Origin of the sequence: Nitratireductor aquimarinus, assembly GCF_017255295.1 — a bacterium.
Classification (GTDB): Bacteria; Pseudomonadota; Alphaproteobacteria; order Rhizobiales; family Rhizobiaceae; genus Nitratireductor; species Nitratireductor aquimarinus.
This window is the reverse complement of sequence record NZ_JAFKDE010000011.1, coordinates 25,267-48,634: the sequence shown is the minus strand read 5'-3', so window position 1 is coordinate 48,634 and position 23,368 is coordinate 25,267. Positions and strand designations below refer to the sequence as shown.

20 protein-coding genes are annotated in these 23,368 nt (G+C 62.0%); 7 read left to right on the top strand and 13 right to left on the bottom strand.

Going from position 1 to position 23,368, the window contains the following annotated elements; genetic code table 11:
• Positions 1-34: 34 nt before the first annotated feature.
• From JYP46_RS18500 to JYP46_RS18465, 8 genes are all read right to left on the bottom strand, one after another.
• Positions 35-1,072, bottom strand: a complete 1,038-nt coding sequence (locus JYP46_RS18500; protein ID WP_206548934.1) for a histone deacetylase family protein — start codon at positions 1,070-1,072, stop codon at positions 35-37.
• A 9-nt stretch (positions 1,073-1,081) separates the two neighbouring features.
• A complete protein-coding gene (locus JYP46_RS18495) occupies positions 1,082-2,047 on the bottom strand; it encodes an NAD(P)-dependent oxidoreductase (protein WP_206548933.1) in 966 nt (321 codons plus the stop codon).
• Positions 2,040-3,341 (bottom strand): ArgE/DapE family deacylase, encoded by a 1,302-nt coding sequence (locus JYP46_RS18490; protein WP_206546484.1) that lies wholly within the window; start codon positions 3,339-3,341, stop codon positions 2,040-2,042. The genes JYP46_RS18495 and JYP46_RS18490 overlap by 8 nt, the downstream gene beginning before the upstream one ends.
• A 353-nt stretch (positions 3,342-3,694) precedes the next feature.
• A complete protein-coding gene (locus JYP46_RS18485) occupies positions 3,695-5,317 on the bottom strand; it encodes an ABC transporter ATP-binding protein (RefSeq protein ID WP_113157082.1) in 1,623 nt (540 codons plus the stop codon).
• Positions 5,318-5,326: 9 nt separating this feature from the next.
• Positions 5,327-6,166 (bottom strand): ABC transporter permease, encoded by an 840-nt coding sequence (locus JYP46_RS18480; protein ID WP_113157164.1) that lies wholly within the window; start codon positions 6,164-6,166, stop codon positions 5,327-5,329.
• On the bottom strand, positions 6,166-7,134 hold the full coding sequence (locus tag JYP46_RS18475; RefSeq protein ID WP_113157083.1) for an ABC transporter permease: 969 nt from the start codon (positions 7,132-7,134) through the stop codon (positions 6,166-6,168). The genes JYP46_RS18480 and JYP46_RS18475 overlap by 1 nt, the downstream gene beginning before the upstream one ends.
• Before the next feature lie 76 nt (positions 7,135-7,210).
• A complete protein-coding gene (locus JYP46_RS18470; RefSeq protein WP_113157084.1) occupies positions 7,211-8,758 on the bottom strand; it encodes an ABC transporter substrate-binding protein in 1,548 nt (515 codons plus the stop codon).
• Between the two features lie 71 nt (positions 8,759-8,829).
• Complete coding sequence (locus JYP46_RS18465) at positions 8,830-9,609, bottom strand: class II aldolase/adducin family protein (RefSeq protein WP_113157085.1); 780 nt, start codon at positions 9,607-9,609, stop codon at positions 8,830-8,832.
• 225 nt (positions 9,610-9,834) lie between these two features.
• Between JYP46_RS18465 and JYP46_RS18460 the strand changes: the two genes are divergently transcribed.
• Positions 9,835-10,515, top strand: coding sequence for a GntR family transcriptional regulator (locus tag JYP46_RS18460; protein ID WP_113157086.1), 681 nt, complete (start codon positions 9,835-9,837; stop codon positions 10,513-10,515).
• A 28-nt stretch (positions 10,516-10,543) separates the two neighbouring features.
• On the opposite strand, the gene JYP46_RS18455 is transcribed toward JYP46_RS18460, so the two are convergent.
• The 3 genes from JYP46_RS18455 to JYP46_RS18445 form a co-directional block, all read right to left on the bottom strand.
• Entirely contained in the window at positions 10,544-10,954 is a 411-nt protein-coding gene (locus JYP46_RS18455; protein ID WP_113157087.1) for a DUF4168 domain-containing protein, read from the bottom strand.
• 225 nt (positions 10,955-11,179) lie between these two features.
• Positions 11,180-14,266, bottom strand: coding sequence for an efflux RND transporter permease subunit (locus JYP46_RS18450; protein ID WP_113157088.1), 3,087 nt, complete (start codon positions 14,264-14,266; stop codon positions 11,180-11,182).
• Positions 14,263-15,447, bottom strand: coding sequence for an efflux RND transporter periplasmic adaptor subunit (locus JYP46_RS18445; protein ID WP_206548932.1), 1,185 nt, complete (start codon positions 15,445-15,447; stop codon positions 14,263-14,265). Before JYP46_RS18445 ends, JYP46_RS18450 begins: the two co-directional genes overlap by 4 nt.
• A gap of 174 nt (positions 15,448-15,621) precedes the next feature.
• Here JYP46_RS18445 and JYP46_RS18440 point away from each other — a divergent pair, with 174 nt between their 5' ends.
• Positions 15,622-16,182, top strand: coding sequence for a TetR/AcrR family transcriptional regulator (locus JYP46_RS18440; RefSeq protein ID WP_113156400.1), 561 nt, complete (start codon positions 15,622-15,624; stop codon positions 16,180-16,182).
• Between the two features lie 16 nt (positions 16,183-16,198).
• Here JYP46_RS18440 and JYP46_RS18435 read toward each other — a convergent pair whose 3' ends face one another.
• Complete coding sequence (locus tag JYP46_RS18435; RefSeq protein ID WP_113156401.1) at positions 16,199-17,251, bottom strand: LacI family transcriptional regulator; 1,053 nt, start codon at positions 17,249-17,251, stop codon at positions 16,199-16,201.
• A gap of 256 nt (positions 17,252-17,507) precedes the next feature.
• Between JYP46_RS18435 and JYP46_RS18430 the strand changes: the two genes are divergently transcribed.
• The 4 genes from JYP46_RS18430 (at position 17,508) to JYP46_RS18415 (ending at position 21,719) form a co-directional block, all read left to right on the top strand.
• Complete coding sequence (locus tag JYP46_RS18430; protein WP_371685998.1) at positions 17,508-18,755, top strand: ABC transporter substrate-binding protein; 1,248 nt, start codon at positions 17,508-17,510, stop codon at positions 18,753-18,755.
• Between the two features lie 91 nt (positions 18,756-18,846).
• Positions 18,847-19,725, top strand: coding sequence for a carbohydrate ABC transporter permease (locus JYP46_RS18425; protein ID WP_113156403.1), 879 nt, complete (start codon positions 18,847-18,849; stop codon positions 19,723-19,725).
• Complete coding sequence (locus tag JYP46_RS18420; protein ID WP_206548931.1) at positions 19,722-20,600, top strand: carbohydrate ABC transporter permease; 879 nt, start codon at positions 19,722-19,724, stop codon at positions 20,598-20,600. The genes JYP46_RS18425 and JYP46_RS18420 overlap by 4 nt, the downstream gene beginning before the upstream one ends.
• A 3-nt stretch (positions 20,601-20,603) precedes the next feature.
• The gene (locus JYP46_RS18415; protein ID WP_206546487.1) at positions 20,604-21,719 is read left to right on the top strand and encodes an ABC transporter ATP-binding protein; all 1,116 of its coding nucleotides are present in this window, start codon (positions 20,604-20,606) and stop codon (positions 21,717-21,719) included.
• Between the two features lie 5 nt (positions 21,720-21,724).
• Here the strand turns inward: JYP46_RS18415 and JYP46_RS18410 are convergent, their stop codons facing one another.
• Positions 21,725-22,738, bottom strand: a complete 1,014-nt coding sequence (locus JYP46_RS18410; protein ID WP_206548930.1) for a 1-aminocyclopropane-1-carboxylate deaminase — start codon at positions 22,736-22,738, stop codon at positions 21,725-21,727.
• A gap of 145 nt (positions 22,739-22,883) precedes the next feature.
• Here JYP46_RS18410 and JYP46_RS18405 point away from each other — a divergent pair, with 145 nt between their 5' ends.
• Positions 22,884-23,363 (top strand): Lrp/AsnC family transcriptional regulator, encoded by a 480-nt coding sequence (locus JYP46_RS18405; RefSeq protein WP_206546489.1) that lies wholly within the window; start codon positions 22,884-22,886, stop codon positions 23,361-23,363.
• Positions 23,364-23,368 lie beyond the last annotated feature (5 nt).

The window sequence follows — 23,368 nt, the reverse complement described above, 5'->3', positions numbered from 1 at the left end:
CCGGTTGAAACCAGGGGTGACGGCATGTCCGTTGTCAGTCCGCCGCGCTCGCCAGCGCATCGCGGCTGGCGGTGAGGAAGATTTCCGCGTTTTTCGACAGTGACGGGCCGAGATAACCGCCCTCCTGGATCAGCGCAGTCGGCAGGCCGAGCCCGACGATCTCGCGCGCCATGGTCGCGAACCCTTCGCCTGTCAGCTTCACCTCCGACAGCGGATCGTCTTCCGCCATGTCGAGGCCGAGCGAAACCACCAGCGCTTCCGTGCCGAAATCCCTGAGCGCCGCGAGCCCTTCGCGGAAGCGCATCAGGATCGTCTCGGTGTCGGAACCGGGCTTCAGGCAAAGATTGAGCGTCGCGCCCTCGCCTTCGCCCTCGCCACGCTCATCCTCATAACCCAGATAATAGGTCGGATAGAGATCCGGGTCCGTGTGCAGCGAACAGACGAAAACGTCACCGCGATCATAGAAGATGTCGAGCGTGCCATTGCCGGTGTGGGTATCGATGTCGAGCACCGCCACCTTGCCGAAATGCGAGCGCAGGCTCTGCGCGGCAATGGCCGCATTGTTGAACAGGCAAAAGCCGTTCGAGGCGTTGGAAAGCGCGTGGTGTCCCGGCGGGCGGCACAGGCCATAGACCATGCGCGCGCCTTCCTTCACCCGTTCGGCGGTTTCAAGCGCCGTCTGCGCCGACCAGTAGACCGCGTTCCACGTGCCTTCCGTCAATGGCACCGACGTGTCGGTCGCCCACCAGCCGAGCTGACCGAAAACGGAGGATGACGGACGCCCCCGGCGCGGGCCGGGATGACAGTTCGGGATCGGCTCCTGATCCGGCGCTTCGGCGCGCCAGCGCTCATAGGCGTCCTTCCAGAAATCCACGTAATCGGGATCGTGCACGGCCTTGATCGGGTCCTCGCCGAAATCGCGCGGGGTCTCGATGGGGAAGGCGTTGCGCCTGAGCATGTCGCGGATGAGGATGGCGCGTTCGGCCTGCTCGGGATGCGGCATGTAGGCCCCGCGCCGGAAATAGCGGGCGGGCGTATGTAACAGCTGACGTTCGTCGAAAATGGCTTTCATTGTCATCCTTCAATATCCGTTGGCTCTGTCGACCACCGTTTCCGGTATCCGTCCTGCCACCACGTCCCTGGCTGCGCGGGCGAGTTGTTCCGCCATGCGCCGGGGTGAGCAGTCGCTTGCCTGATGGGGCGTGACGAGAATGCGCTCATCCGCCCAGAAGGGATGCTCCGCCGGCAGCGGCTCGATGTCGAAGACGTCGAGCGAGGCGGAGGAAAGGCGTCCGCTGTCGAGCGCCTTCAGAAGGTCGGCCTCGATCAGATGTTCCCCGCGCCCAAGCTGGATCAGCGCCGCGGCCACGGGCATGCGATTGAAGAAATCGAGATCGAGAAGGCCGCGCGTCTGCGCGGTCAAAGGCAGTACGTTGATGAGGATGGCGGCCTGCTCGGCAACCCGCTCGGCAGCCCCCTCCCCGCTTTCGAAACGCACACCCGGCATGGCGTCGCGTGGTGCGTTGCGCACGGCCGCAACAACGGGAAACCCCATCGCTGTCACCGCGCGCGCAATGGCGCGGCCCATCAGGCCGAAACCCAGAATGCCGACGGGCGTTTCCCGTGGCGGCTTCATCCTTGCCGAGATCAGCCGCGCCCATTCATGCTTCGCCTCATGCACAATGTGATGGCGCATGTTGCGGTGATGCCAGACCACGTGCCACGCCGCGAAACCGGCCATGACATCGCCCTGATCCTCGTCGCGCACACGCGTCACCAGCGCATCGGCTGGCAGGCTCGGGCAGCTGATGATGCTGTCGACACCGGCGGCGATGGAACTTGCCAGCCGCAGATTTGGATAAGGCAGGAAGGCGTCGTCCGCAGGACGCCAGCACAGCGCGAACCGGATCGTTTCGGGATCGTCGATCTCATGGGGATGGCGCAGCCGGATCGTGTCTGCATGGGGTGCCAGCGCCTCGGCGAAAATCTCCCGAAGATCGTATGCGGCACTGAGAAAGACGCCCTCGATCACGTCCTGCTCAGCCATTGCCGGCCTCTCCCTCGATCGGTTCGACACCGCACCAGTCGGCGATGAAAAGCGCAATCGCGCCCGTCACGCGCTTGATGGAGGACAGGCTGACGCGCTCATCGAAACCGTGAATGTTCTCCGTGATCGGGCCATAGACGAGGCACGGCATACCAGCATAGATCACGAAGACCCGCGCATCGAGATAGCCCGGCGTGACGAAGCTTTTCAGCTCGCTCGATGTGGCCTTGCGATGGGCTTCGGCCAGCGCCTGCTCGGCCTCGGTTCCTTCTTCCAGAACGTAGCCGCGCGCGAAGAACCCGTTCCAGATCACCTCCGGCGGGCGGTTGCCCAGAAACGGATCATCGGCCAGCTCACGCGCCAGATGCGCCTCGATCTGCGCTGCCCGGTCCTTCGGGTCGTCGCCGGGATAGATGGCAATGCGGCAGGAAATCCTGCACCATGCGGCAACGGTGGACGCCCAGTCGCCGCCCTCGATCTTGCCGACATTGAAGTTGATCGGGTGATCGAGTTCCTCGAAATAGGGATAGTTCACCTTTTCGGCGTTCCATTCCTCGGTCAGGCGTTTCAGGCTCTCGATGACGCGGTAGCTCGCTTCGATGGCGTTCGCGCCCGTGCCGGCCTCGCGCACATGCACCGGATGGCCCGACACATTCACCTCGAACCACAAAACGCCGGTGTTGGCCCGCACCAGCATTTCGTCTTCCGGCTCGGGAATGATGGCGGCGTCCGCCGTATAGCCTTCCACCAGACAGGCGAGCGCACCATTGCCGGTGCACTCCTCCTCCACGACGCTCTGCACATGCACTTTTGCCGCCGGCTGCAGGCCGATGCGACGCAGTGCGTCGAGCGCAAAAATATTCGCCGCGATGCCGGCCTTCATGTCGCCGCCGCCGCGCCCATAGAGCCAGTCGCCCACGCGTTTCGGCTCATAGGGCGGCGAAACCTCCCACATATCATGCGGGCCTTCCGGCACCACATCCATATGGCCATTGAGGATCAGCGAACGGCCCTTCTCGACGCGCGGCGCATGCGTGGCGATCACATTGACCGCATCGGAATAATCGACGGCCACGGGCGAGAAACCGGGATGATCCCTGATCTTGTCTTCATCGATGTGAAAGGTCTCAACCGCGTAGCCGCGCGCTTCGAGCGCCTTGTGCACGAATTCCTGAGCGGGCTTTTCCTTGCCGCGCAGCGAGGGGAAACGGATCAGGTCTTCCGTAAAGCCGATCTGCTCTTCAAAACCTTCCTCGACTGCGGCGAGGATCTTCTGTGCCAGTTGTTCGTCCACGTTGGTGGTTCCTGCAGATTAGTATTGAGGATGGTGGGAGATGGTGTGCGCTGCTTCTCCCACCGTTACAGGTCGTGCATCAGCAGAACGTCGAATGCCTGCGCGCGCCATCCCGCCCTCGCCCTTCGACAGGCTCAGGATGAGGGCTGGTGGCGGTGATAGCTGGCTGAGCGTTGGTGTTGGTGTTGGTGTTGGTGAGAACCGGCTCAGGGCTGGTGTTGGAAACGCAAGCGTTGTGCAATCCCCTGTCATAGACACCAGCCTATCCATGCCCCTTCCCTCATCCTGAGCTTGTCGAAGGGCGAGGGAATGGGCACGCACCACGCTGAAGTGAGCTCCTGTCGTCACCGGGCCTACCCCGCTGCCGCCAGCTCCTTCTCGCGGCCGGGAATGGCCTCGATCAGGGTCCGGGTGTAGTCGCTCTGCGGATTGTTGAAGATGGCGTGCGCCGGTCCCATCTCCACCACCTTGCCCTTTTGCATCACCGCGATGCGGTCGCAGATCTGTGCGGCGACCCGCAGATCGTGGGTGATGAAGATCAGGGCCAGGTTCAGCCGCTCCTTCAGATCGGCCAGAAGATCGAGCACCTGCGCCTGGATCGACACGTCGAGCGCGGAAACCGCTTCGTCGGCGATGATGACGCGCGGCTCCAGTGCCAGCGCGCGGGCGATGCCGATGCGCTGGCGCTGGCCACCTGAAAACTCGTGCGGATAGCGGTCGATGGCAAGCGCATCGAGATCCACCAGTTCCAGAAGCTTGACCGCGCGGGCATAGGCTTCCTGTTTGGAAACCCCGTGCGCCATCGGCCCCTCGGCGATGATGCGCCCCACCTTGGAACGCGGGTTCAGCGAGGCGTAGGGATCCTGGAAAATCATCTGGATCGACTTGCGCGCCTCGCGCAGCGCATCGCCGGAAAGCTGCGCCATATCATGACCGGCAAGCTTCACCGTGCCGGAATCCGGCTGCATCAGTCGCACCAGACAGCGCCCGACACTGGACTTTCCAGAACCGGATTCACCCACGATGCCGAGCGTTTCACCTTCGCAGAGCGTGAGGTTCACGTCGTTGACCGCATGCACGACGCGCGGCTTGGAGAAGAACAGGCCGCCACCGGTCACATAGGTCTTGTTGAGCCCCTCCACCTCAAGGATCGGCGTCTTGCCCACGGGTGCTTCGGTCTCTTCGGCCGCAAGTTTCGGGATCGCAGCGATCAGCTTCTGCGTATATTCGTGCTGCGGATTGTCCAGCACCTCGTCAGCGGTTCCCGCCTCGACGATCTTGCCATACTGCATCACGGCCACGCGGTCGGCGATTTCGGCCACCACGCCAAAATCATGGGTGATGAACATCACCGCCATGCCGTGCTTTTCCTGCAGATTGCGGATCAGCTCCAGAATCTGCGCCTGCGTCGTCACGTCGAGGGCAGTGGTCGGCTCGTCGGCGATCAGGATGCGCGGTTCGAGCGCAAGCGCCATGGCGATCATGACGCGCTGGCGCTGGCCGCCCGAAAGCTGGAACGGATAGGCGCGCGCGGCCTTCTGCGGATCGGGAATGCCCACTTCCGTCAGAAGTTCGATGGCGCGGGCAGCGCGTTCCTTCGGCGTAAGCAGACCATGCGCCTCGAACACTTCCGCGATCTGATCTTCCACCCGCATCAGCGGGTTGAGGGCCGACATGGGTTCCTGAAAGATCATGGCGATCTTCTTGCCGCGCAAATCCATCATCTCGGCTTCGGACAGTTTCAGAACATCCGTGCCGTCGAAGATGATCTCGCCGCCGACCGGCCGCACCAGATCGGGCAGCAGGCCCATCGCGGCATTGGCCGACATGGATTTTCCGGAACCCGATTCACCGACAATGCAGAGGATTTCGCCGGGAAACAGATCATAGGTCACATCATCGACGGCGAAGTCGCGGTCGGCGCCTTCCGGCAGCGCGATCTTGAGGTTCTTGATGCTGAGCACTGGGTCTTTCATCGCGCCCTCCTATTTGCCACGCCGCGCAAGGCGGGGATTGAGCGCGTCATTCAGGCCCTCACCGATCAGGTTGAGCGCCAGAACGGTGAGCAGGATGGCAACGCCGGGGAAGAAGGAGAGCCACCAGGCCTGGCGGATGACCGTGCGCGCAGCGCCGATCATGTAGCCCCAGGACATCAGGTTCGGATCACCGAGCCCGAGGAAGGACAGCGAGGATTCCAGCAGGATCGCGGTTGCCACCATCAGCGATGCAAGCACGATGATGGGCGAGATCGTGTTGGGCAGAACCTGCCTGAGAATGATCGTCAGGCTCGTCTGGCCTGAAAGGATCGCCGCTTCCACATATTCGCGTGAGCGCAGCGACAGCACCTCGCCGCGCACAAGACGGGCGACCGGCGGCCAGCTCACAATGGCGATGGCGGCGATGATCGACTGGATCGACGGTTCGAAAATGGCGACCAGAACGATGGCCAGAGCGAAGCTCGGCACGGTCTGGAAGAACTCGGTGAAGCGCATCAGCGCATCATCCGCCCAGCCGCCGAAATAGCCGGCGAGCGCCCCGATCGGAATGCCGATCAGAAGGGCAGCCACTGTCGAGACGAGGCCGACCAGAAGTGAAACCTGTGCACCATAGGCAAGGCCCGAAATGACATTGCGGCCGAGCGCATCGGTGCCCAGCGGATACTGGTCCATGGCGAAAGGCGGCAGGAAGGGCCGCTGCACCATGCGCCAGGGCGACTGCGGGAACAGAAGCGGCGCAAGGATCGCCACGAGAACGACGATGGCGAGGATCGCAAGGCCGATCACGGCGCCGCGATTGCGTGAGAAACGTTTCCAGAAATCAGCCATCATGCCACCCGGATTCTTGGGTCAACGAACCGATAGAGAATGTCGGTGATGAGGTTGAACACGAGCACCATGGCGGCGGACACGAAGAACACGCCAAGAAGCAGATTGTAGTCGCGCTGGGCGAGCGCCTCAAACATCAGGCGTCCGATGCCCGGCCACGCGAAAACGGTTTCGGTCAAAACCGCGCCGCCGACGAGCTGGCCGGCCTGGAGGCCCGCAAGCGTCACCACCGGCAGCATGGCGTTGCGGAAGATGTGGCGGCGCTGGATGATGCCGGATTTCAGGCCCTTGGCGCGCGCCGTCTTCACGAAGTCGAGCTGGCTGACCTCCAGCATGGAGGCGCGCGTCATGCGCATATAGACCGCCATGAAGAACAGGCCGAGCGTGGTGGCAGGCAGGATCAGGTGCTGGCCGATGTCGAGCGCACGGCGGAAGCCGGTGTAGTTCGCGCCGACCGTTTCGTAGCCGAAGCCCGGAAGCCAGTTGAAATAGACGGAGAACAGAAGCACCGCCATCAGCGCGGCCCAGTAGAGCGGGGTCGCGTAGAAGAGCAGCGCCAGCGTGGAGATGGCCGTGTCCGACCATTTGCCGACACGCGCCGAGGCGAGAACGCCGGCTGCGGTGCCGAGCACCAGCGAGATGACGAAGGCCGTCATCGTCAGAAGCAGTGTGGCAGGCAGACGGTCGAGGATCAGGTCCGCGACGGGCATCTGCTGCCGGTAGGAATAGCCGAGATCGAACTGCAGCACGCCCTTCAGGTAAATCCCGAGCTGGGTAAGCAGTGGCTTGTCGAGGCCGAACTGTTCACGCAGCTGGGCGATGAACTTGGCGTCGGCAGCACCCGCTTCGCCCGCCATGACGGCGGCCGGATCGCCGGGGGCGGCGTGGATCAGGAAGAAATTGAGCGTCAGGATGGCGATCAGGATGATCGCCGCCTTGCCCAGGCGCATGAGTATGAAACGTAGCATCGAGCCCCTGCAGGATCAGAATCAAGGCAGGGATGCGCGGACGGTCTGGCCCGCGCATCCGGATCAGGGTGACGGCCTATTTTTCGATATAGGTGTCCTTGAAGCCGTCATTCACGCCGATGGCGGTGGTGACGAGATCCTTCACGTTACAGCGGTAGATGGTCGGGAAACCGAGCTCGAGGAGCCAGGCCACCGGCACGTCGTCCACCAGCTTCTGCTGAACCTCGTCGTAGAGCTTCTGGCGCTCTTCGGCTGTCACGGCCACCGCAGCCTTGGCGAAGAGATCATCGACCTCCGTGTTTTCGTAGCCCTCGACATTGTTCCACTGCGAACCCTTCGCGATGTTCGTGGAAATGTAGCTGCGGGCGACGCCAAGTGCCGGATCACCGTACTGGTAGAGATAGGTGAAGGCCATGTCATAGTCCCACTCGGCCAGCTTCTGGTTCCAGCCGGCCACATCGGTGGAGACGATCTCGACATCGATGCCGACCTCGCCGAGGTTCTGCTTCACGGCTTCGGCCCAGCGCTGCCAGGTCTCGCCATAAGGCAGCGGCAGAAGACGCACGGTCTCGCCGTCATAACCCATCTCTTCGAGCAGGGCCTTGGCCTTCTCCGGATCGTAGTCGTACTGGTTCACGTCATCGGTGTAGAAGCGCGTGGACGAGGAGACCGGACCGGTCGAAACCTTGCCGAGACCGTTCCAGAGCGCATCACGCGCAAAGTTGCGGTCCATGGCGTACATGACGGCCTGGCGGAAGCGCTTGTCGGCGGTCGGGCCTTCGCGGTTGTTCAGCCACATCCACGACAGCGGACCGAAATACTCCCAGCCCTTGTCGGTGATGCAGGTGTTCTCCATGTCGGCGATGCGCTGCACGTCGAAATTCTCGACCGAGCCGCCGGGCAGGATGTCGACCACGCCGGTTTCGTAGGCAACGGCGCGCGAGGCTGCATCCGGGATCACATGCCAGTAGATCTCGTCGAGATACGGCTTGCCGTCCTCATAATAGTCCTCGAACTTGGTGAGCAGGATGTGCGAACCCTTCTCCCATTCCGCGAACTTGAACGGACCGGTGCCGATCGGCGTGTTGTTGGCCGGATTGCTCTTGTACTCCGTGCCTTCATAGATGTGCTTGGGAACCATCGGCATGGTGCCGGCCTCGAAAATGCCGAGGAACGGACCGAAAGGCTGCTTCAGCTTGAAGACGACAGTGGTGTCGTCGGGCGCGGTGATGGATTCCACATGCTCGAGCGACGTGCGCAGGCGCGCATGGGTTTCACGGAGGAACACATCGGCGGAGAACACGACGTCAGCAGAGGTGAAAGGTTCACCGTCATGCCATTTGACGTTGTCATGCAGGTTGAACGTGTAGGTCAGGCCGTCCTCGGAGACTTCCCAGGACTTGGCGAGCTGCGGCATGGGCTGCAGCTTTTCGTCATAGCGCAGAAGGCCTTCATAGATCTGGCCGGCGACCATCTGGGTCGGGCCGTTCTGCACGAGGCCCAGCATCAGGCTCGGCGGTTCGGGCTGGATCACCACATTGGCGCGCCCACCCGTAACGGGCTCGGCGTGCAGCGCGGTTGTAACCATGAAGGCGGCGGCGAGTAGGGTCAGTCGTTTCAGCATGGCTATTGTTCCCCTTCTTGCTGACTGGCGCCGGGCGTTCTCCTTTGCCCGCACCGGAAAATGGATTGGCCTCAGGTAACGAGGTCGGGATAGTGCTTGATGGCAAGGCGCTGGAACGCCTCCCATTGCGGGTCCGGCTTGTTGCCGGCGTGGTGCTTGTCCCACCCTTCGTATTGACGGGCGGTCTTTTCGGCGAGTTCCTCATTCACCCGCACCGGCTTGCCGCCGGAAGACATGATCGCAAGCTGGGCGCGGCAGGCGCGCTCCATGTTGAACATCAGCGCAAACGCCTCGCCCACCGTGCGGCCGCATGTGAGCAGACCGTGATTGCGCAGGATCATCGCATTGCGGTCGCCGAGATCGGCAACGAGCCGCTCGCGCTCGTCCAGATCCAGCGCAATGCCCTCATAGTCGTGGAAGGCGATGCGGTTGTGGAACTGCAGCGACCACTGGTTCAGCGGCAGGATGCCCTCTTCCATGGAGGAGATCGCAACGCCCGCGACCGTATGCGTGTGCAGAACGCAGTGCACGTCAGGGCGCGCGGCATGAACGGCGCTGTGAATGGTGAAGCCGGCCTTGTTGATGCCCGCGCCATAGCTGTCGCGCAGAATGTCGCCATTGATGTCGACGGTAACGAGATTGGAAGCCGTCACCTCGTCAAAGCGCAGGCCAAACGGATTGATCAGAAAGGCGTGCTCGCCTTCATTTTCCGGCGCGCGCGCCGAAATGTGCGTGAAAATGCTGTCGTCAAGATTGTAGTGCGCGACCAGCCGATAGGCGGCGGCCAGCTCGATTCGCTCTTGCGGCTGTTGAATGTCGGTATCGGCGACAAGCTGCGGCTGTGCGCTCATCCAGTTCTCCCTGCTTTCTGTGCGCCTGCGGGCTTTGGCCCTGCCGGCGCCTTGTCTTGCCAACGGACTCCCCTCAGAGCCGTGCAAGAAGCGTCTAGGCAAACACAGGCGGGGGTAAGTGTCAATTGTCGACAATCGTCATTGATGGTGCCATACTCCCAGCCGCGGCTACCCGCCCTGGTGGCAATTGGCAGGGTGGCCTAACCAGATGCACGGACGGTATGCGTGAGCTTGTTCTCGGAAGTTTCAACGACAGATCTGGTGACACAGATCGCCCGGCAGATCACTGCGGCGATTGTCGCCGGCCAGTTGAAGCCGGGCGAACGCCTGACCGAATTGCAGTTATCGCGGGAGTTTGGCACCAGCCGCGCGCCGGTGCGTGAAGCCGCCCGGCTACTGGAAAGCCAGGGGCTCGTCACCTTCTCTCCGAGGCGCGGCTTCTTCGTCCGCACCTTCAACGCCACCGAGATGCGCGACATCTATGAGTTGAGAATCGGTCTGGAGCTTCATGCGGGCTGTCTCGCCGTGGAACGCGCCACCGAAGCCGATATCGCCGGTCTGGAAGCGCAGCTCAGCCTGCTCTACCAGAACCAGAAGGGGAGCCAGGCCTCCCTCGAAACGCAGATGTTCGAGGATTTCACCTTTCACCGCATGCTCTGCAAGGCCGGCGGCAATGCGCGCCTTTTGAAAGTCTATGACGAACTGGCGATGGAAATGCGCGCCGGCATCACGCTGATCGGCAAGCTCTATGACGATCCGCAGCGCATGGCTGAAACGCATGAGCCAATCATGGAAGCGCTCAAGAAGCGCGACGGAGAAGAGCTGCGCGAGGCCCTTCGGTATCACATCGCGGTCGCCCGCGACGAAGTCGTCGCCTTGTTCCATGAAATAGAAAAGGGCGCCTGAAAGCGCCCTCTCCTTTTATGGAATGCGATCAGTTGCGGGCCTTGGCCGTCTCGCCGATCATTCCGTTCAGCTTCTGGGCCAGCGCCTCATCCGTCTGTGCGGACTGGATGATCTGGTTGTACTCATCGACCGAGATGCCGTCGGTCTTCTCCACGGCCTGCTCCATCTGCTGTGTGGCTTCCGCCTGAACCTGCTGCTTGTCATTGTCTGAAGACGCGCCCTGGAAGCGCTTGGTGTATTGCTCCTTCACGTCGCTGACGGCGAGAAACGCGACCGTGAAGGCCTGCAGCTTCTGATCGTCGAACGACTGCGTCTGCGCCTGCGGAGCCGGCGAAGGTGACGGAACCGCATCCTGCGCCATGGCCGGTGAGAACACGGCCGCACTGGCGGTAAAGGCAATTGCGGTGGCGGCAGTGCGCAGCCTGGTGCGAAGAATCATACTGGAACTCCTTCCTTTCGGGTGTCCCTCCACGAGGGACCATGCATGGCCCGACCCCGGGTTCATCCCGGCTGCCACCCTCATGAAGAATGTGGCGAGAAGAAAGAAGACGCCGCACCCGCCAATCAATTCGGATTGCCGGGAAAAACAAAAAATGAGTCTTCTGATGCAACCAAAGAAAAGCCCCGCCGAAGCGGGGCAAATCTTTTTGTTTGGAATGGCGTTCTAGTGACCCGCCGGAGCGGGCTGTATTTGCTGGTCTGGATGATCGTCTTCTTCCTGAACCAGCTGCGCCTTCGAAATGTAGGTGTAGAACATCGGAACCACGAACAGCGTGAACATGGTGCCGATGATCAGGCCGGTGAAGATGACCAGACCCATCGAGTAACGCGCCGCGGCACCCGCACCATCCGCGAGGATGAGCGGCACGACGCCCAGCGCCATGGCGGCGGTGGTCATCAGGATCGGGCGCAGACGCACCTTGGCCGAGGCGATGATCGCCTCATGGCGCGACATTCCATGCTCTTCACGCTGCTGGTTGGCGAACTCCACCATCAGAATGCCGTGCTTGGTGATGAGGCCGATCAGCGTGATGAGGCCCACCTGCGTGTAGATGTTCAACGTCGAAAGGCCGAGGTTGAGCGGCAGGAGCGCGCCGAAGATCGACAGCGGTACGGTCATCAGGATGATGAGCGGATCGCGGAAGCTCTCAAACTGCGCCGCAAGCACCAGATAGATCACCACGATGGCGAGCGAGAAGGCGATCACGATCGTGTTGCCCTGCTCCACCTCCAGCCGCGACTGGCCGGAATATTCGATGAAGAAGCCGTCCGGAATGGTGCTCCGGGCAATGTCTTCGATCACGGCCAGTCCGTCACCTGTCGAAACGCCCGGCACCGGAAGCGCCGAAATCGTCGCGGAGTTGAGCTGGTTGAACTGCTCGATGGCCGCAGCCGCCACATCGGTCGACACGGTGATCACCGCCGAGAGCGGAACCATTTCGCCCGTTGCGCTGCGCACGAAGAAGTCGCCCAGACGCTCCGGGTTGTTCCGGTATTCCTGCGGCACCTGCATGATGATGTCGTAGCTGTTGGAATCGCGGTCGAACTGCGCGACCGATCCGCTGCCGACAAGCAGGCTGAGCGTGCTGCCGATGTCGCTCACCGGAAGGTTGAGCGCGGCCGCGCGATCACGGTCCACCGTCACGACAACCTGCTGCGCATCGTAGGCGAGCGAGTTCTGCACGACGATGAAGCGGCCCGAAGCCTCGGCTTCCGCCTTGATCTTCTCGGCAACTTCGTAGACGCGGGACGAGTCGTCGGTCGACTGGATGACGAGCGAGATCGGCAGGCCACCACCCGCGCCGGGAAGCGAAGGCGGTGCGAAGACCAGAGCCTGAACGCCGGCGATGCCGGAAAGCCGCTGCTGGATATCCTGCTGGATTTCCTTCTGCGACCGTTCACGGTCGGCCCAGTCCTTGAACGCCCAGAGCGCGATGCCCGAATTGGTCTGTCCGCCAATGCCGACAATCGAGAAGTTGGCCTTGAGTTCGGGCAGATCCTTGGTCAGCTCACGCATCTGGTCGGTGTAGAGCGTGGTGTAATCGCTCGTCGCGTAAGGAGGCGCAGTGACCAGCGAGAACAGAGCGCCTTCATCTTCTTCCGGCGCAAGTTCGCTGGACGTGTTCATGAACATGAACCCGCTGAGCCCGACGAGAACCAGCACCACCAGAACGGTGATCGGGCGATAGTTGAGCGACCCCTTGACGATCCTCTCATAGAAGTTCGCCAGCCGGTCAAACGTGCTGTCGACGATCTTCTGGAAGCGGCTGTGGTTGCCGCGCTTCAGAATGCGCGCCGACATCATCGGCGTGATCGTCAGCGCGACGATGCCCGAGATCACCACCGCACCCGCCAGCGTCATGGCGAATTCGCGGAACAGCGAGCCGGTCAGACCGCCGATGAAGGTGAGCGGTGCGAACACGGCTGCCAGCGTGATGGTCATGGCGATGACCGGGCCGGTGATCTCCTTCATGCCGACAAAGGCGGCGCGGCGGGGCGAAAGCCCCTCCTCGATGTGACGGTGGATGTTCTCCACCACGACGATGGCGTCATCCACCACCAGACCGATGGCCAGAACCATGGCCAGCAGCGACAGAAGGTTGATCGAGTAACCGAGCGCGAACAGCACGAAACACACGCCGATCAGCGAAAGCGGGATCGTGATGATCGGCATGAGAACGGAGCGGAACGAGCCGAGGAACAGAAGAACGATGACGATAACGATCAGCACCGCTTCCATGATCGTCTTGAACACTTCCTCGATGGACGCGCTGATGGAATCGGTCGCATCATAGAGGACTTCAATGGTCATGCCCTCGGGCAGGCTGTCCTGAATGGACGGCAGTTCGGTGAGCACCGCTGCCGACACGTCGAGCGGGTTTGCGCTCGGCGACGGGAAGACGCCGATAAAGGTGCCCGGCTGCCCGTTGAAGTTCACGCGCGTGTCGGTGCTTTCGGCTGCCAGCTCCACATCCGCGACATCACGCAGGCGAACGACCTCGTCACCGACGGCCTTGAGCGGCATCGCGCCAAAGGCTTCCGGCGTCTGAAGCGTGGATTCCATCTGGATGGCGTAGGAGACGTAGTCATTCTCCGTCTTGCCGGGAGCGGCAAGGAAGTTCGACGCGCGAATGCCGGCCAGCACTTCAGCCGCCGTCAGCTTGCGCGCCGCAAGGCGCACGGGATCGATCCACACGCGCATCGAGTATTCCGCCGCACCCATGACCTGAACCTCGGCGACGCCGGGGATCGTGGACATGCGCGGACGGATGACGCGTTCAATATATTCGGTGAGCTGCTCGCTCGTCATGTTCGGGTTCTGCATCGCCAGATACATGGTGGCGAACTGCATGCCCGTTCCCTTGACGATGGTCGGGTCCTTGGCGTCCGGCGGCAGATCGCTGCGCACCTCCTGCACCTTGGACATGACCTCGGTCAGCGCGACGTCGGGATCCGATCCGAGGCGCATCTTCACGCTGATCGTGCTGGCGGACGGACGGCTCTGAGAGGTGACATAGTCAACATTCTCGGTCGTCGCGACCGCACGCGCGATCGGGGCCGTGATGAAGCCCTGAATCAGATCGGCGCTCGCGCCGGGATAAATCGTGGTGACGGTGATAACCGTCTCCTCAACCTCCGGGTACTGACGCACCTGGAGATTGAACAGGCCCTGGAAGCCAAGCAACAGGATCATGAGGCCGAGAACGGTCGAAAGGACCGGTCGGCGTATGAAGATGTCAGAAAAACTCATTTGTCCGCTGCCTCTTCAGCCTTGCTGTCTTCGGCGTTGGTGTCTTCGGTCGCGGCGTTCTGAGCGCCCGGGGTGCCAGGGGCGCCAGGGTTGATCTGGTTGTCGATCTTTACCGGCGTTCCGTTGGAGAGACGGTTCTGGCCTGCGGTCACGATGATGTCGCCCGGCTCGACGCCGGAGCTGATCTCGATACGGTCGCCGGAGCGACGGCCAACCTTGACGAAGACCTGGCGGGTCTCCAGTTTCTCTTCATCGCCTTCCCCGGCGTCCTTCGGCTTGCGAACCGCGTACACGTAATCGCCGTAGAGGCTGGTGACGACGGCCGTCTGCGGCAGCGAAATGACGCCGTCTTCTTCCGGCAGGATCACGCCAACCTGAACGAACTGGCCGGGGGTGAGCTTGCCAGCGGTGTTGTCGATGCGGGCGCGCACCGAAACGAGGCGGCTCGACGGGTCAACCTTGGGATCGATACCGGTGATCGTGCCTTCAAACACGTCATTGCCGGAGTTCAGCCACAGGCGAACCGGCTGACCGATCTTCAGAAGGCCAAGGCGCTGCTCTGGAACGGTGAAGTCGGCGCGCATGGTCTCGGTGTCCTGCAGCGTGGCGACAATCGTGCCCGGCGAAAGATACTGACCGCGATCAACGCGCGGGATGCCGATCGTGCCGCTGAAAGGCGCGCGAAGCTGGCGCTGCTGCACCACGGCTTCTGCCTTCTCCACCTGTGCGGCGGATGCCTGGGCGGCGGCTTCGGCATTGTCCAGCGAAGCGCCGGAGCTGACACCACGGCTGCGCAGTTCGCGGGCGCGGTCGAGCGCCTGCTTGTCGAGGGCGGCCTGCGTGCGCGAGGCGCTTAAGTCGGCCTGCTGCACATTGTCCTCGAGCTGCAGAAGGATCTGGTCCTTCTCCACCTGCTGGTTTGCCTCGAAGAGAATGTCGGTGACGATGCCCGTGGTCTCCACGGTCAGGTCTACACCCTGATTGGCATTAACCGTGCCAATGGCTTCAATGCTGGGCGTCCATCTCGCCTCTTCCGCTTCGACGGTGGAAACCGTCACGGTGGGAACGGGCATGTTCGCGAAGAACTGCTCGATCGCCTGATCTCGGAACATGTTGAAGCCGACTATTCCGCCTGCGAGAACCGCAAGCAGGACAATGGCAATAAGAAGACGCTTGATCATGTCGTCGGCCCCCGAAGGCGTATCTGAAAAATAATGGTTCGCTTACATAAGAATGGCGGAGATAGCGACGTTGCTGTTCACCCACAAGTGGGGATGGTCACGATCCTGGCTTGCAAACTGCGGCGCATTTACTGTACCGTCTGGACGGTATTGTCAAGACACAGGATAATTGTTGTGGCCAGAACAGGCTCAGGGGCGCGGGAGAAGATCCTGGCGGCGGCGGCGGAGATTGTCCGTGAGGCCGGCGCCGGGAACATGTCGCTCGACGCGGTCGCAGCGCGGGCAGGCGTTTCCAAGGGCGGCCTGCTCTATCATTTTTCCAGCAAGGCGAAGCTGTTCGAAGCCATGGTGGAAGAGTTCGTTTCCGAAGAATATGAGCGCTTTCAGGAGCGCCAGAAGCATCACGAAGGCGGCGCCAATGGCGGCGTCCATGCCTATCTCGATCTCTTTGTCGATGACCGCAAGAAGTGCCAGCCGCCGCCCTCCGGCCTGCTGGCCGCCCTTGCCGAGAACCCGGATTTTCTAAAACCGGTTCAGGCCTATGAGCGTGAGATTCTGGACCAGATGCGAGCCACGGCAAGCGACCCCGCGCTGGCCGTCATCACCCTTCTCGTCGTGCATGGCGTGCGGGCGATGGAGCTGCTTTCCATCAACGTGGTGAACAATCAGGAAATTTCCGAAACGGTCGCCGCCCTGCGCGGCATGCTCGACGGCCAGACGCCACAGCCAGCCTGAGTCGTTTTCAGTTTCGTCAGGCGCTTTGCCGCGCTCCCACTGCCGCGCGCGTGCCATGGCTGCGGTCTGCAAACCGTGGGATCGGCTCCTGCAAATGCTGTAAAGCGCTGACCGGTTCGCCGGCGATGCGCCGGACAAGAAGCCGCCCCAGCAATTCGCCCGCCTCTGCAATGTCCTCATAGACGGCATCCACGCGTGGACGCACCTCGTCATAGAGCTGCGAGGTCTGCTTGACGACGAGGTCGAAGTCCTCGCCCACCTTCAGCCCCCGGTCGCTCAACGCCGCCATGATGGAGAGCGCCGAGACCTCGCCCGCGCACACCACACCGTCAGGCGGAGCGGGCTGTTCAAGCCGCCAGCCCAGCCACGCGTAGAGATCGGCCGCACTGCTGTCGAGATTGATCTCGGCGGGCAGCTCCCATTCGACACCGTTTTCGGCAGCGGCGGCAAGAAAGCCGTCGCGCAGATATCGGTGAAAGGTGAAGCGCTGCGGCGGCAGGATCAGCGCGAGGCGTCGCCTGCCCTTCGCGACAAGACGCTCCACCGCCATGCGGGCAAAGCCCGCATTGTCGTAATCGACGAAGGCGTGCTCGATCCCAAGATCGGTGCGCCCATGGGAGACGAACGGAAAATCGTTTTCGACCAGCAGCTTTACGCGCGGGTCATCCGGTTCGGTACGCGAGAAGACGACGCCATCCGCCGTGCGGTTGCGCAGGATGTATTCGATCGGATCGAGCGTGGGCGCTTCGGCGAAATGCGGCGTGATCACCAGATGATACTGCGTATCGCGCAGGGCACGTGTGAGACCGCTGATCATGGAAGTGGAGAAGCCAAGCAGCTCGTCATGAGGGTCGAGCACGAAGCTGATGACATTGGTGCGGCCCGTGCGCAGATGGCGTGCCGCACGGTCTGGCTGATAGCCGATCTCGCGCGCCACGCGCTGAACGCGCTGGCGCGTCTCAAGCGCGATCTGCGGCGCGTCGAGCAGCGCCCGCGAAACCGTGGTGACGGCAAGCCCGGTAATCTCTGCGATGGTGCGCAGCGTCGGTCGGTCGGATCGGCGCGCCATGTCAGGCTCCGCCGGCAGACGTCATCCAGCCCCCGGACGCGTCTGAATTTCTGATTTTGTTCATTTCAATCGATATAAATCGGATCATTTGCGCTCGAGGCGCGACCTGCCTGTTGTGATTTCGTTTTGAGTTTCAACGTTCTACCTCCTTCCGCCAATCAGACAAGAAACTGATTGACCTTCCCCGGATTTATAACGTTATAAATATATAGATCGCAGAGGAGCAAGCGATCCCATTGGGAGGAGTATCATGATCATTCGCAAATTCGCCGCGCTTGCGGCGGGAGCAGCCGTTCTTTCCCTCACCGCTGGCAGTGCCATGGCCGAAGACAATGTCGAGGTTCTGCACTGGTGGACTTCGGGTGGCGAGGCAGCCGCGTTGAACGTGCTCAAGGAAGATCTGGAATCCAAGGGCGTGACCTGGCAGGACATGCCGGTGGCCGGCGGCGGCGGTGAAGCCGCGATGACCGCCCTGCGCGCCCGCGTGACCGCCGGCAACGCGCCGACTGCCGTGCAGATGCTCGGGTTCGACATTCTCGACTGGGCCGAACAGGGCGTGGTCGGCAATCTCAACGACGTCGCCGAAGAAGAGGGCTGGGCCGAAGTGGTTCCCGCCGCCCTTCAGAATTTCTCCAAATATGATGGCAACTGGATTGCCTCGCCGGTCAACGTCCATTCAACCAACTGGGTTTGGATCAACAAGGCCGCGCTCGATGCTGCCGGCGGCAAGGCCCCGGAAACCTGGGAAGAGCTCGTGGCCGTGCTCGACAAGATGAAGGAGAACGGCATCACCCCGCTCGCCCATGGCGGTCAGCCCTGGCAGGACGCCACGGTGTTCGAGGCGGTGGTGCTTTCTCTGGGCAACGACTTCTACAAGTCTGCCCTCAACGATCTTGATCCCGAGGCGCTTGGCTCCGACAAGATGAAGGAAGCCTTCGACCGCATGGCCACGCTGCGCACCTATGTGGACGACAATTTCTCCGGTCGCGACTGGAACCTGGCCTCCGCCATGGTGATCGAGGGCACCGGCGGCATGCAGATGATGGGCGACTGGGCCAAGGGCGAATTCCTCAAGGCCGGCAAGAAGCCGGGCGAGGACTTCGTCTGCATCCGCTTCCCCGGCACGCAGGGTTCCGTGACCTTCAACTCCGACCAGTTCGTCATGTTCCAGGTGGGTGAAGACAAGCAGAAGGCCCAGAAGATGATGGCGTCTTCCGTCATGAACCCGGAATTCCAGTCCGCCTTCAATGTGGTGAAGGGCTCGGTTCCCGCACGCACCGACGTGCCCAACGAGGCCTTTGACGATTGCGGCAAGAAGGGCATGGCCGATCTTGCGGAAGCCAATGCCAGCGGTTCGCTGTTCGGCTCCATGGCCCATGGTCATGGCGCGCCGGCTGCGGTGAAGAACGCGGTAAACGATGTGGTCACGCAGCACTTCAACGGTGACCTCACATCGGAAGAAGCAGTCGAAGAGCTTCAGAACGCCGTCGCTGCCGCACAGTAAAACAGGCCAGTGCAACGCATCGTCAGGCGGGGTCTTCGCTCCGCCTGGCTGATCCGGCTGCCGCGCCGCACCGTTCAACGGGAAGCCCCGCATGAACCGCAATCGCCTGCAGGAGATCATTCCGCGCCTGGTGCTCAGTCCGAGCATGGCGCTGATCCTGATCTTCGTCTACGCCTTCATTCTCTACACCTTCTACCTGTCGATGACCGACTCGCGCATGCTGCCGTCCTACGGCTTTGTCGGTTTCGAAAACTACGAGAAATTATGGAACTTACGCCACTGGTGGCGGGCGCTCACCAATCTGGCGATCTTCGGCACTCTTTATATAGTGATCTGCTCGGTGCTCGGTCTGTTCCTGGCGATCCTGCTCGACCAGAAAATCCGCGGCGAAGGCTTCCTGCGTCCCATATATCTCTATCCGATGGCGCTCTCCTTCATCGTCACCGGCACGGCCTGGAAATGGTTTCTCGATCCGGGCATCGGTCTTGAGAACACCATGCATCAATGGGGCTGGGCGAGTTTCGAGTTCGCCTGGATCAAGGACCGGACACTGGCCATCTACACGGTGGTGATCGCCGCTGTCTGGCAATCCTCCGGTTTTGTCATGGCCATGTTCCTTGCGGGCCTGCGCGGTGTCGACAGCGAGATCATCAAGGCCGCTCAGATGGACGGCGCGTCGAACGTCACCATCTATCGCCGCATCATCATCCCCATGATGCGCCCCGTCTTTCTTTCCGCCTTCGTGGTGCTCGCGCATCTGGCGATCAAGTCCTACGATCTGGTCGTGGCGCTCACAGGCGGCGGCCCCGGTCAGGCGACCGAACTGCCGGCAACCTTCATGTATTCCTACACCTTCACCCGCAACCAGATGGGCATTGGCGCATCGTCGGCCATCATCATGCTGGTGATGATCTTCTCGATCATCATTCCCTATCTCTATTCCGAGCTGAAACCGGGGAGGCAAAGATGAGCGCCGGGAAAACCGTTGGCGTCAGCGGCAACAGGCTTGCCCGCGCCCTGCTTTACTCCGTGCTGATCGTCTTCGCGGTCTATTATCTCCTGCCGCTCTACGTGATGCTGGTCAATTCGGTGAAGCCGCTGGACGAGATCCGTCAGGGCAACATGCTTGCGCTGCCGGACGTCTTTACGCTCGAGCCATGGGCCAGAGCCTGGTCGAGCGCGCAGATTGGGGTGCAGCCGACCGGGCTGAAACCCTATTTCTTCAACTCCATCCTGATGGTCGTTCCGGCAGTGGCCATCTCCACCGTTCTGGGCGCGCTCAACGGTTATGTGCTCACCAAATGGCGCTTCCGGGGTGACGACATCGTCTTCGGGCTCATCCTTCTGTCCTGCTTCATCCCGTTCCAGATCGCGCTCATTCCCGCAGCGCGCATTCTGGGCATGCTGGGCATTGCCGGCACGACGCAGGGGCTGGTTCTCATCCACGTGGTCTACGGGCTGGGCTTCACCACGCTCTTCTTCCGCAACTACTACGCCGCCTTCCCCACCGAGCTGGTACGCGCGGCGCAGATCGACGGCGCTGGCTTCTTCCAGATCTTCCGGCGCATTCTCCTGCCGTCCTCCGCGCCGATCATCGTCGTCACGGTGATCTGGCAGTTCACGAACATCTGGAACGACTTCCTGTTTGGCGTGTCGTTTGGCGATTTCGACTCCCAGCCGATGACGGTGGCGCTCAACAATCTGGTGTCCTCGTCGGGCGGCGTGAAGGAGTACAACGTCCATTTCGCCGGCGCGATCCTCGCCGCACTCCCCACGCTCGTCGTCTACATTGTCTCCGGACGCTATTTCGTGCGCGGCCTCATGGCCGGCGCCGTCAAAGGATAAGCCATGGCCTTTCTCAAGATCGACAATCTCAGGAAATCCTTCGGCAAGGTCGATGTGCTCAAGGGCATCGATCTGGAGATCGAGGAAGGCGGGTTTCTGGTTCTCGTCGGCCCGTCCGGCTGCGGCAAGTCCACCCTGCTCAACACCATTGCCGGGCTCGAGCCCATCACCAGCGGTTCGATCAGCATCAATGGCAAGGTGGTCAACGACCTGCACCCCTCGCAGCGCGACATCGCCATGGTGTTCCAGTCCTACGCGCTCTACCCCAACATGACGGTGGCCGAAAACATCGGCTTTGGCATGGAAATCCGCGGCGTCCCCAAGGCGGAGCGCGATGCGGCCATCGCCAAAGTGGCCGAGACGCTGCAGATCGGCGCGCTGCTCAACCGCAAGCCGAGCCAGCTTTCCGGCGGCCAGCGCCAGCGTGTCGCCATGGGCCGCGCGCTGGTGCGCGATCCGATGGTGTTCCTGTTCGATGAGCCGCTTTCCAATCTCGACGCCAAGCTCCGGGTCGACATGCGCACCGAGATCAAGCGCCTGCATCAGCGCATGGGCACCACCATCGTCTATGTCACGCATGACCAGATCGAGGCGATGACGCTGGCCACCAAAATTGCCGTGCTCAAGGACGGCGTTCTGCAGCAATTCGGCACGCCGGCTGAAATCTACAACACGCCCAACAACCTCTTCGTCGCCGATTTCATGGGCTCGCCTTCCATGAACCTCATCCCCGCAAAGGTGAAGGCCAGCGGCGGAGATGTGGCCATCATGATGGAGCGCGACGAGGGCGAGCCACTTGCCCTGCCCTTCGCCGGCGCCAATGGCGCGCTTGCCGGACGCGACGGTCAGAACGTGGTGTTCGGCATCCGGCCCGAAGCGCTGACCGATCCGGACAGCGCCGACCGCAATGCGCGCCATGTGAGCGAACTCGACTGCGACATCGAGGTGATCGAGCCGGCCGGCTCCGACACATTCGCCGTCACGCGGCTCGGTGGCCGTGAGATCGTCGCGCGGCTTCGCGCCGACGCACCCATTTCGGCCGGGCAGACAGCCCGCCTCGCCTTCAATCTCGACAAGGCGCTGCTGTTCGACCCGGAAACCGAAGCGCGGATCGTTTAAGATGCTTATCCGTTGCGGAAGGCGTAGCTGTAGCCATTGATGGCCGGCACGCCGCCCAGATGCGCGTAAAGCACTTTCGAGCCTTCGGGAAAGTAGCCCTTCTTCACGAGGTCGATCATGCCCTGCATGGATTTGCCCTCATAGACCGGATCGGTGATCATGCCCTCCAGCCGCGCGCAGAGGCGGATCGCCTCCTTCGTTTCTTCCGAAGGCACGCCATAGGCGGGATACGCATAGTCCTCCACCAGAACCAGATCGTCATCTTCGATCTCACGGCCGAGTTCCACCAGCTTCGCCGTGTTGCGCGCAATCTCCAGCACCTGGGCGCGCGTCTGGTCCGGTGTGCCCGAGGCGTCGATGCCGATCACATTGCGGGCGCGGCCATCGGCGGCAAACCCGACCAGCATGCCGGCATGGGTGGAGCCCGTCACCGTGCACACGACAATATAGTCGAAGGTGAAGCCGAGTTCGGCCTCCTGCGCGCGCACCTCTTCGGCAAAGCTCACATAGCCAAGCCCGCCATATTTGTGCACCGATGCGCCGGCGGGGATCGGATAGGGCCTGCCGCCCTTTGCCTCCACGTCCTTCAGGGCGTCTTCCCAGCTTTGCCGGATGCCGATGTCGAACCCCTCATCCACCATCTGCACATCCGCGCCCATCACGCGGCTTAAGAGAATGTTGCCCACGCGGTCGTAGACGGCGTCTTCGTGCGGCACCCAGCTTTCCTGCACCAGCCGGCACTTGAAGCCGATCCGTGCAGCCGTGGCGGCAACCATGCGCGTGTGGTTCGACTGCACACCGCCGATGGAAACCAGCGTGTCCGCGCCAGAGGCGATGGCGTCGGGCACGATGTACTCCAGCTTGCGCAGCTTGTTGCCGCCGAAGGCGAGGCCCGAATTGCAGTCCTCCCGTTTTGCATAAAGCGCAACCCCGCCGCCCAGATGCGCCGACAGGCGCTCCAGCTTTTCGATATGGGTGGGACCGAAGGTGAGCGGGTAGCGCTCGAATTTTTCCAGCATGGCAGACCTTTCCAGAAGTTGGATCGTGGCGGAAAGGCTAGCCAAAAACGGAAGAAAGGTGCTTCCATAGTTTCACGAGGTTTGAAGCAGGAAAGCGGCAGAAGTTCCGCCTTATGCTTCAAGCCGCAAAAGTTGCGGAGGAGATATGCAAGAACCTTCCATGGGCACAGAGTTGGACCGCACCGACATGCGCATTCTGCGCCATCTTCAGCGAGACGGGCGGTTGAGCAATGCTGATCTGGCAAAGCGCGTTGGCGTCAGCGCGGCCACCTGCCATCGCCGCACCGAGCGGCTGTTCAGGGATGGCTATGTTCGCGGCGTCCACGCCTCAATCGCGCCTGAGCATGTCGGGCGCGGCGCGCTGGTCATGGTCGGTGTGGTGCTCGACCGTTCAACGCCGGAGAGCTTCTCCGCGTTTGAAGCCGCCATCCGCGAACTGCCCTTCATCCTCGACTGCCATCTGGTCGCCGGGGATTTTGACTACTTCCTCAAGATAAGAGTGCGCGACATGGCTGATTTCAACAGGCTGCACGGCAGCCAGCTGATCGCGCTGCCCGGCGTCCGCCAGACCCGCACCTTCTTCGTGATGAAAGAGGTGGTGGACGGCGCAGCGCTCGATTTCTGAGCGCC